The organism is Streptococcus suis YS56 (assembly GCF_000440115.1).
Classification (GTDB): Bacteria; Bacillota; Bacilli; order Lactobacillales; family Streptococcaceae; genus Streptococcus; species Streptococcus suis_L.
Genome location: NZ_ALMY01000048.1, coordinates 1 through 4,271 on the forward strand (window position 1 = coordinate 1; position 4,271 = coordinate 4,271).

Genomic DNA, 4,271 nt, shown 5'->3' on the forward strand with positions numbered 1-4,271 from the left:
GGTTATGTGCCACCAACACCAGAAAATTCAGGTGAAGACACACTAATCCCTTACGTTCAAAATGGTAATGTTGTGGTTAACTACGTAACAGAAGACGGTACAGTTATCAAAGCACCAGTTCAAGACGAAACAAACGTTCCTGCTGGCAAGTCTTATGACACAACTGATAACAAGCCAAACACTATCACTACAGAAGATGGTACAACTTATGAGCTTGTTCGTGTTGATGGTTCAGAAACTGGTACTGTTGTAGGTGGTAAGACAACTGAAGTAACTTACGTTTACCGTAAAGTGACTCCAGCTAAGAAGGTTGTGACAAACCACGTTGACGAAGATGGTAACCCAATTGCACCGCAAGAAGAGGGAACAACACCTAACAAGTCAATCCCAGGATATGAGTTCACAGGTAAGACATACACTGATGGTGACGGTAATACATATCATGTTTACCGTAAGGTAAGCAAACCTGTTGCACCAAAACCACAAGCTCCTGTAGCTCCAACAACAACTACTAAGACTGGTGTGGCTCAATTGCCAAATACAGGTGAAGCTTCATCAGCAGCAAGTGTGTTGGGTGCAGCAATGCTTGTAGCAGCTCTTGCTCTTGCAGGCAAACGTCGTCGTAACGAAGACTAATTACATTATTTTTCCTAACCTCCTATCAAGGTAAAATAATTAAAAGGAAAGGTTCGCCTTTCCTTTTTTTGTGCAAGAACTTATATATCATTATCCGTGGTGCAAGTTCATTTCAAAATAGCGTAAGTTATGAGCTAGAATAATTTGTTCCTTTCGTATCTGTAGTCCGGCTAGCCCTCTAGCTAATGTATGTTCGATGTCAAAGAGACGACACAGTTCAGAAAAACGTGTCTCAATAGTTCGTCTCATGGCCATTACTTTCCAATTGTTATGTTCTTCGGCCCCTGTCATATTTTGTCGAAAAGGCGTCCATAGATGGTAACCTTGTTGCTCTAAATCCTTCTTGAGTTCACTGCTCAGGTAGCCTAAATCACCTAGGATAACCGATTGCTTACACCCTTCTAATAATTCATAAACCACCTTGATGTCATGAACAGAGGCTGGCGTGACAACATAGTTCAAAATATAACCAGATAAGGTCACTAACATATGAACCTTGAATCCGTAGAACCAAAGATGTTTAGAGGCGTTGTAGCCAATATCGGCTAATCCTTTAAAAGTGGGTTTTACAAAATGTATTGAAAATAAATATATTTACTTGAAAAATGGGGGGGGGTATGGTAAGATAAACTTGATATATCAAATATCATAAAAGAACTAGTTTAATAGTTATTTTAACTAGCTCTAAATTTCTTTTCGGAGGTAAATATGCGCAAAGCAAAGAAAAAGTCATTTGACTGGTACGGGACGAGACAGCATTTCTCGATTCGTAAGTATCATTTTGGTGCTGCTAGTGTCTTGCTTGGTATGTCCTTGGTTCTTGGTGCTGGAGCACAAGTAGCTAAAGCCGAGGAAGCTGTTGCTTCATCAGAAACAACAACGACTGTTGCATCGACAACAGATTCGTCTGCAAGCTCTGAAGCTGTCGTTGAAGAGACAAGCGTAGCTTCATCAACAGAAACAGCTGTTTCAGCTTCAGAATCAGCAGCAACTACATCTTCATCTACAGAAGCTTCAACTACTGAAACAGTTGCAACTGCTACAAATACAGAGCGTTCTGCAGCGATTAACTACATCGTTCAATATGTGTTGGAAGATGGTACTGTAGTAAAAGCGGATGTGAAATTAGCAACTGTAAGTACTAATGAAGCTACTGCAAAAACTAGCGTTACTGTAGCTACAGAACTACCTGATGGTTACGAATTGGTATCAGGTCAAACAGCGACTGTGACTCAAGAAGTAACAGAAGGTGCTGCGAACGTGGTGACTGTAAAAGTTGTTAAGAAAGCTGAAGCAACAACTACAACCGCAACTACTGAGTCAAAAGCTACAGAAACAGCTTCAAGCGAAACAACTACATCTACAGAAACGAAAGCTGCTACTACTGAATCAGTAGCGGAAACTGTTAAAACTCCAGCAACAGTTGAAGAAGCGAAAGTTGTTCTTGAACAAGTAACTTCAGAAGCTGAAGTCTTGGCAAATGAAGCTGAGCGTCTAGTTGCTGCGGCTGATAGCGATAACGAGGCATTGAAATCAGCTGCGGCAGCAACAAAATTAACTGCAACAGAAGCAACAGCTGTTTTGAATAACTCAACAGTAACACTTGAAGCTGTGAATGCACAAATCGATGCAGTTCGTTCAAATGTTGAAGCTCTGGCTTTGGAATTGCGTAAGTTCTTGGGAACTGATGTAATTCAAGTGGCTTTGACAACTACGACAGCATCGGCAACAGTAACCCAGAGTACAGGTAACTGGACTGAAAATGCAGCAGTTTTAAATAAAGAAGTGGCTGAACAAGAGGCGACAATTACTCCAACTGATGAAGATATCAATAGTGAATACAAATTAACTGAGGTTGCTGACTATAAAACATTTTTTGTTGTAGATTTATCAGGAAATCAAGATCCTACAGATACTAGCATAAAAAGCGAAGGTTCATTTAATTATCGCTTTGATAAAAATTGGTACATGAGATTTTCTACCAATAGTACCTTAAATGATGGTAGTGTCTTAGCGGAATTGGTTGATAGATCTGCAAATCACAACGTAGTAGAAACACTAACAATTTCACCTGGTGAAAGTAAACAATTTAATAACATAAAAACACTTGCTGCGTCATCACCAATAAAAGAAAATAAAAGTTTTCAATATAAAATAACGAACAGTGAATATAATTTTTCTAAAGATGGGCAAACTTCAACGCTTAGAAATTTAGATGTTTATGCAGGTATAGGTGGGACGGCCTTATCTACGATTATTTATTCTTCAGGATCAACTACAATACAAGGAAGTGTACAAAATAGTTTTTCTTCACCAATTCCAACTAGTGGTTTAGATGTAACTACAAAATATGTCTTAGAAAAGACAGCACTCAAAGAAGAAAAATTATTAGCCACTTACACTTTATCTGATGCAAATACAGGGGATACATACACGATAGCTGGTGCAGCAGATTTTGAGAACTATGAGTTAGTTAAGACTCCACAAAGCAATACAGGAGTTGTTGGACCAACCTATGTTAAAGGTTCTTATGTTATATCAGGAAGTTGGGCAGCAAGTCATAACGTCGTGATGGTACAAACGTTTTCAAAAGAAGACGGAACTTCTAAATTCTTAAACTTTGCTCTTAATGTAGATCATGAAGATGTAAAAGAATACTATAAAAAAACAGATGTAACTGCTGAAGATCTGAAATTAGAAGAAACAATAGCAATAATTAATGATACATCACTTTCAAATGAAGAAAAACTGACTCAAATAAAAGCATTAAATGCGCCATATCTTTTGATGTTTGTTTCAGATGATATAGCTCCAAGGGCAGGAAATACAGGTCCGGATTTCTTAACTGGAAAAGAGGTATGGACATATACATCAAATCGTTTATGGATTAGAAATAAGTATGCTGCTCCTTATGGTGATGGTAAATATGGTCCTGTAAGTCACGAAATCACCAACACTTTATTTGAACAAAATGGATATCCGAAAGGTATGTTTTTGCCATACGAATACATACTTGTGAATGAAAGTGGCCAATATATTGATTTTGACGGCAATGTACATACCGGAAGTAACAAGACAAGTTTTGGTGGGAAAAGAATGTTTATGTTTAATGAATTCTCACCATCGACAGGAGATGTAACTTATTACTATGCTGAAAAAGGCGGAGTAAAAGTTTACTATATCAATGAAGACGGGGTTGAAATTGCTACTGCAAACCTAGTCATTGATCATGAAACTACAGGTACTACTTTTAATGTAAAATCAGCGGAAAAATCTGAAATTACTGCAGCAGATGGAACTGTTTATTTATTTAAAGCAATAGACACTAATATTAAAAAAGCGACAGATCCAGAAGAAAGATTCACCGAAAAAATCACTTCATACGAAGGTGCAATAAAAGTAGATACTGTTCAAGAATTAACACTTGTTTATGTTAAACAACAAGTCGGCACAGTTAAATTTGTTGACACAACAGACAACACAGTTAAATTTACAAAAAACCTTAGTGGTAAAACAGGGGATAAGTTTGGCTTTGATCCAGCTGCTAAGATTACGGAATTCGAAAACCTTGGCTACACCGTAGTGAACAAAGACAACTACAGCTCAACAGGTACCTTCGATAACATCGACGGCAA

Annotated in this window: 2 protein-coding genes and 1 pseudogene; 2 read left to right on the forward strand and 1 reads right to left on the reverse strand. The window is 37.9% G+C overall.

Annotated elements, in window-relative coordinates:
• Positions 1 to 636, forward strand: a 636-nt coding sequence (locus tag SST62_RS0105540) for a MucBP domain-containing protein (RefSeq protein WP_029186605.1), incomplete at its 5' end; no start/stop codon positions are given.
• 90 nt (positions 637 to 726) lie between these two features.
• On the opposite strand, the pseudogene SST62_RS0105545 reads toward SST62_RS0105540, so the two are convergent.
• Positions 727 to 1,194: pseudogene (locus tag SST62_RS0105545) on the reverse strand (IS982 family transposase); the annotation flags it as partial.
• A gap of 150 nt (positions 1,195 to 1,344) precedes the next feature.
• Between SST62_RS0105545 and SST62_RS0105550 the strand changes: the two are divergent.
• The coding region (locus SST62_RS0105550) for a YSIRK-type signal peptide-containing protein (protein ID WP_029186607.1) at positions 1,345 to 4,271 on the forward strand (2,927 nt) is incomplete at its 3' end.